At 57.2% G+C, this 5,234-nt stretch carries 2 rRNA genes; both read right to left on the bottom strand.

Annotated elements, in window-relative coordinates:
• Positions 1 to 22 precede the first annotated feature (22 nt).
• Positions 23 to 3,145, bottom strand: a 23S ribosomal RNA gene (locus E2651_RS40950).
• Positions 3,146 to 3,455: 310 nt separating this feature from the next.
• A 16S ribosomal RNA gene (locus tag E2651_RS40945) occupies positions 3,456 to 4,981 on the bottom strand.
• Together the 16S and 23S rRNA genes form the textbook arrangement of a ribosomal RNA operon.
• Positions 4,982 to 5,234 lie beyond the last annotated feature (253 nt).

The following is a 5,234-nucleotide window of genomic DNA, read 5'->3' as shown; positions in this document are numbered from 1 at the left end:
AACACAGTGGACGCGAGCAACTGAGGACAAGCCCTCGGCCTATTAGTACCAGTCACCTCCACCCGTTACCGGGCTTCCAGATCTGGCCTATCAACCCAGTCGTCTACTGGGAGCCTTAACCCCTCAAAGGGGGTGGGAATACTCATCTCGAAGCAGGCTTCCCGCTTAGATGCTTTCAGCGGTTATCCTTTCCGAACGTAGCCAACCAGCCATGCCCTTGGCAGGACAACTGGCACACCAGAGGTTCGTCCGTCCCGGTCCTCTCGTACTAGGGACAGCCCTTCTCAATATTCCTACGCGCACAGAGGATAGGGACCGAACTGTCTCACGACGTTCTAAACCCAGCTCGCGTACCGCTTTAATGGGCGAACAGCCCAACCCTTGGGACCGACTCCAGCCCCAGGATGCGACGAGCCGACATCGAGGTGCCAAACCATCCCGTCGATATGGACTCTTGGGGAAGATCAGCCTGTTATCCCCGGGGTACCTTTTATCCGTTGAGCGACGGCGCTTCCACAAGCCACCGCCGGATCACTAGTCCCGACTTTCGTCCCTGCTCGACCCGTCGGTCTCACAGTCAAGCTCCCTTGTGCACTTACACTCAACACCTGATTACCAACCAGGCTGAGGGAACCTTTGGGCGCCTCCGTTACTCTTTGGGAGGCAACCGCCCCAGTTAAACTACCCATCAGACACTGTCCCTGATCCGGATCACGGACCGAGGTTAGACATCCAGCACGACCAGAGTGGTATTTCAACGGCGACTCCACGAACACTGGCGTGCCCGCTTCAAAGTCTCCCACCTATCCTACACAAGCCGAACCGAACACCAATATCAAACTGTAGTAAAGGTCCCGGGGTCTTTCCGTCCTTCTGCGCGAAACGAGCATCTTTACTCGTAGTGCAATTTCACCGGGCCTATGGTTGAGACAGTCGAGAAGTCGTTACGCCATTCGTGCAGGTCGGAACTTACCCGACAAGGAATTTCGCTACCTTAGGATGGTTATAGTTACCACCGCCGTTTACTGGCGCTTAAGTTCTCAGCTTCGCCCGACCGAAGTCGGACTAACCGGTCCCCTTAACGTTCCAGCACCGGGCAGGCGTCAGTCCGTATACATCGCCTTACGGCTTCGCACGGACCTGTGTTTTTAGTAAACAGTCGCTTCTCGCTGGTCTCTGCGGCCACCCCCAGCTCACGGAGTAAATCCGATCACCGGTGATGGCCCCCCTTCTCCCGAAGTTACGGGGGCATTTTGCCGAGTTCCTTAACCATAGTTCACCCGAACGCCTCGGTATTCTCTACCTGACCACCTGAGTCGGTTTAGGGTACGGGCCGCCATGAAACTCGCTAGAGGCTTTTCTCGACAGCATAGGATCATCCACTTCACCACAATCGGCTCGGCATCAGGTCTCAGCCTTGTGTGCGACGGATTTACCTATCGCACGGCCTACACCCTTACCCCGGGACAACCACCGCCCGGGCTGGACTACCTTCCTGCGTCACCCCATCACTCACCTACTACAAGTCTGGTCCGTCGGCTCCACCACTTCCCTTTGCCCGAAGGCTCCAGGACGGCTTCACGGACTTAGCATCGCCTGATTCAATGTTTGACGCTTCACAGCGGGTACCGGAATATCAACCGGTTATCCATCGACTACGCCTGTCGGCCTCGCCTTAGGTCCCGACTTACCCTGGGCAGATCAGCTTGACCCAGGAACCCTTAGTCAATCGGCGCACACGTTTCTCACGTATGTATCGCTACTCATGCCTGCATTCTCACTCGTGAACCGTCCACCACTAGCTTCCGCTGCAGCTTCACCCGGCACACGACGCTCCCCTACCCATCCCAGCCCCCGTTGGGGGTATCTGCTGGAATGACACGACTTCGGCGGTACGCTTGAGCCCCGCTACATTGTCGGCGCGGAATCACTTGACCAGTGAGCTATTACGCACTCTTTCAAGGGTGGCTGCTTCTAAGCCAACCTCCTGGTTGTCTCTGCGACTCCACATCCTTTCCCACTTAGCGTACGCTTAGGGGCCTTAGTCGATGCTCTGGGCTGTTTCCCTCTCGACCATGGAGCTTATCCCCCACAGTCTCACTGCCGTGCTCTCACTTACCGGCATTCGGAGTTTGGCTAAGGTCAGTAACCCGGTAGGGCCCATCGCCTATCCAGTGCTCTACCTCCGGCAAGAAACACACGACGCTGCACCTAAATGCATTTCGGGGAGAACCAGCTATCACGGAGTTTGATTGGCCTTTCACCCCTAACCACAGGTCATCCCCCAGGTTTTCAACCCTGGTGGGTTCGGTCCTCCACGACCTCTTACAGCCGCTTCAACCTGCCCATGGCTAGATCACTCCGCTTCGGGTCTTGAGCGCGCTACTAAAATCGCCCTATTCGGACTCGCTTTCGCTACGGCTTCCCCACACGGGTTAACCTCGCAACGCACCGCAAACTCGCAGGCTCATTCTTCAAAAGGCACGCAGTCACGAGACAAGCACAAGTGCTTGTCCGACGCTCCCACGGCTTGTAGGCACACGGTTTCAGGTACTATTTCACTCCGCTCCCGCGGTACTTTTCACCATTCCCTCACGGTACTATCCGCTATCGGTCACCAGGGAATATTTAGGCTTAACGGGTGGTCCCGCCAGATTCACACGGGATTTCTCGGGCCCCGTGCTACTTGGGTGTCTCTCAAACGAGCCGCTGATGTTTCGACTACGGGGGTCTTACCCTCTACGCCGGACCTTTCGCATGTCCTTCGCCTACATCAACGGTTTCTGACTCGTCTCACAGCCGGCAGACTGTGAAAGAGAGATCCCACAACCCCGCACACGCAACCCCTGCCGGGTATCACACGTATACGGTTTGGCCTCATCCAGTTTCGCTCGCCACTACTCCCGGAATCACGGTTGTTTTCTCTTCCTGCGGGTACTGAGATGTTTCACTTCCCCGCGTTCCCTCCACACTGCCTATGTGTTCAGCAGCGGGTGACAGCCCATGACGACTGCCGGGTTTCCCCATTCGGAAACCCCCGGATCAAAGCCTGGTTGACGACTCCCCGGGGACTATCGTGGCCTCCCACGTCCTTCATCGGTTCCTGGTGCCAAGGCATCCACCGTGCGCCCTTAAAAACTTGGCCACAGATGCTCGCGTCCACTGTGCAGTTCTCAAACAACGACCAACCACCCATCACCCCGAACCAGAAGCTCGAGTGCACTGGGGTCGGCACTGAAGGCAGCCGAAAACCGGCCGTACCTTCAGATACCCAACAGCGTGCCCGACACGTTCAGTTGAAGCTCTGTTTTCCACGCCGAAGCAGTACTAACAGTCCTCATCCCGATCGTGCCGAGTAGTCAACGTTCCACCCATGAGCTAACCACCGTCGAACATTTGCCGACGTAATGGCTCTTGGACCACCAAGCAAGCTTGGCAGTCTAGATGCTCCTTAGAAAGGAGGTGATCCAGCCGCACCTTCCGGTACGGCTACCTTGTTACGACTTCGTCCCAATCGCCAGTCCCACCTTCGACAGCTCCCTCCCACAAGGGGTTGGGCCACCGGCTTCGGGTGTTACCGACTTTCGTGACGTGACGGGCGGTGTGTACAAGGCCCGGGAACGTATTCACCGCAGCAATGCTGATCTGCGATTACTAGCAACTCCGACTTCATGGGGTCGAGTTGCAGACCCCAATCCGAACTGAGACAGGCTTTTTGAGATTCGCTCCGCCTTACGGCTTCGCAGCTCATTGTACCTGCCATTGTAGCACGTGTGCAGCCCAAGACATAAGGGGCATGATGACTTGACGTCGTCCCCACCTTCCTCCGAGTTGACCCCGGCAGTCTCCTGTGAGTCCCCATCACCCCGAAGGGCATGCTGGCAACACAGAACAAGGGTTGCGCTCGTTGCGGGACTTAACCCAACATCTCACGACACGAGCTGACGACAGCCATGCACCACCTGTATACCGACCACAAGGGGGGCACCATCTCTGATGCTTTCCGGTATATGTCAAGCCTTGGTAAGGTTCTTCGCGTTGCGTCGAATTAAGCCACATGCTCCGCTGCTTGTGCGGGCCCCCGTCAATTCCTTTGAGTTTTAGCCTTGCGGCCGTACTCCCCAGGCGGGGAACTTAATGCGTTAGCTGCGGCACCGACGACGTGGAATGTCGCCAACACCTAGTTCCCACCGTTTACGGCGTGGACTACCAGGGTATCTAATCCTGTTCGCTCCCCACGCTTTCGCTCCTCAGCGTCAGTAATGGCCCAGAGATCCGCCTTCGCCACCGGTGTTCCTCCTGATATCTGCGCATTTCACCGCTACACCAGGAATTCCGATCTCCCCTACCACACTCTAGCCTGCCCGTATCGACTGCAGACCCGGGGTTAAGCCCCGGGCTTTCACAACCGACGTGACAAGCCGCCTACGAGCTCTTTACGCCCAATAATTCCGGACAACGCTTGCGCCCTACGTATTACCGCGGCTGCTGGCACGTAGTTAGCCGGCGCTTCTTCTGCAGGTACCGTCACTTTCGCTTCTTCCCTGCTGAAAGAGGTTTACAACCCGAAGGCCGTCATCCCTCACGCGGCGTCGCTGCATCAGGCTTTCGCCCATTGTGCAATATTCCCCACTGCTGCCTCCCGTAGGAGTCTGGGCCGTGTCTCAGTCCCAGTGTGGCCGGTCGCCCTCTCAGGCCGGCTACCCGTCGTCGCCTTGGTGAGCTTCTACCTCACCAACAAGCTGATAGGCCGCGGGCTCATCCTGCACCGCCGGAGCTTTCAACCCCCTCCCATGCGAGAGGGGATGTCATCCGGTATTAGACCCCGTTTCCAGGGCTTGTCCCAGAGTGCAGGGCAGATTGCCCACGTGTTACTCACCCGTTCGCCACTAATCCACCCCGAAGGGCTTCATCGTTCGACTTGCATGTGTTAAGCACGCCGCCAGCGTTCGTCCTGAGCCAGGATCAAACTCTCCGTGAATGTTTACCCGTAATCGGGTGCGCATCCGCGTTGAGCGGAACCAGGAAGAGGAATAATCTTCCGGTTCACAGCGTCCTCGCTGATGTTGCCACCACAAAGGGTGGACTTTTCAAAGGAACCGCGTCCGACCATGACGGCCGAGACGGGGTTGTCAATCTGGCGTTGACTTTTGGCACGCTGTTGAGTTCTCAAGGAACGGACGCTTCCTTTGTACTCACCCTCTCGGGCTTTCCTCCGGGCGCTTCCCTTCGGT

This window comes from Streptomyces sp. MZ04, assembly GCF_004684775.1.
Lineage (GTDB): Bacteria > Actinomycetota > Actinomycetes > Streptomycetales > Streptomycetaceae > Streptomyces.
The sequence above is the reverse complement of the archived record's forward strand: the minus strand, read 5'-3'. Positions and strand labels throughout refer to the sequence as shown.